The sequence below is a fragment of the Undibacterium paludis genome (assembly GCF_022568815.1).
Classification (GTDB): domain Bacteria; phylum Pseudomonadota; class Gammaproteobacteria; order Burkholderiales; family Burkholderiaceae_D; genus Undibacterium.
This window is the reverse complement of sequence record NZ_JAKZHX010000054.1, coordinates 1-944: the sequence shown is the minus strand read 5'-3', so window position 1 is coordinate 944 and position 944 is coordinate 1. Positions and strand designations below refer to the sequence as shown.

At 52.9% G+C, this 944-nt stretch carries 2 protein-coding genes; both read right to left on the bottom strand.

Annotated features, from left to right (window positions below; translation table 11 throughout):
* Positions 1–239, bottom strand: a 239-nt coding sequence (locus tag LZ463_RS28880; protein ID WP_241459776.1) for a biopolymer transporter ExbD, incomplete at its 3' end; no start/stop codon positions are given.
* Positions 240–375: 136 nt separating this feature from the next.
* On the bottom strand, positions 376–810 hold the full coding sequence (locus tag LZ463_RS28875; protein WP_241459775.1) for an ExbD/TolR family protein: 435 nt from the start codon (positions 808–810) through the stop codon (positions 376–378).
* Positions 811–944: the final 134 nt, after the last annotated feature.

The window sequence follows — 944 nt, the reverse complement described above, 5'->3', positions numbered from 1 at the left end:
CCATTCCAGGCCACCGTACCATCAAAGTCCACGTCGATATTGACCACGACCGGCTCAACTGTCGGCGGTGGCGGCGTGCCGGTCGGCATGTTCAGGTTCACCGCATGGTTCTGGATCGGGATGGTGATGATCAACATGATGATCAGCACCAGCATGACGTCGATCAACGGCGTCATGTTCATTTCTATCATGACTTCCGGATCGGCTGATGCGCCGCCGGAGCCTATTTGCATACCCATAATGCTTCCTTTGCTCGTGCTGGCGATAAAATCGCCCTGACTGCGTTGCAGCTCCTCGCCGTGCTATACGCACTGTCTTCGTCACTACGCCTTGTCAGGACAATTTTTCGCCAGCCCTGTTTAGTCATTTAAAAAACTAATTCCGCGGTGGCGGTTCAATCACAAAGCCGACCTTGGCGATACCGGCACGCTGTGCCGTCAGGATGCTCTTGCCGACAAACTCGTAGCGGGTGTTCTGGTCGCCACGGATGTGCAACTCCGGTTGCGGTACCTTGACGGACTCGACCTTGAGTTTTTCAAACAGGGCATCCGTACCACCGAGCGGCTTCATGCTGCCGTTCCAGTACATGTCACCATCCTTGTTGATCGACAGGGTGATGTTTTCCGGTTTGGTCTTGTAAATGACATTCGTCTCTGCCGGCAGCTTGAGCTTGACCGTGTCCGTGATCACCGGGGTGGTGATCAAGAAGATGATCAGCAAGACCAGCATGACGTCTACCAGGGGGGTGGTGTTGATGGTGCTGTTGACTTCGTCTTCGCCGTCACCATCATTGCCAATTGCCATTGCCATAATGTGTTCTCTTTCGTATTACGCAGAACCTTTTGAGACCACTCAACACAGGGACACGGAGGCACAGAGAAAGGCAGGAGGAAGATCTTCTTGCATGACCATTACTTTACTCAGAATACTCTTCGCAAGTAATG

Coding starts and splice junctions, on each gene's coding strand:
- LZ463_RS28875 (WP_241459775.1), bottom strand. CDS start 810: ATGGCAATGGCAATTGGCAATGATGGTGACGGCGAAGACGAAGTCAAC.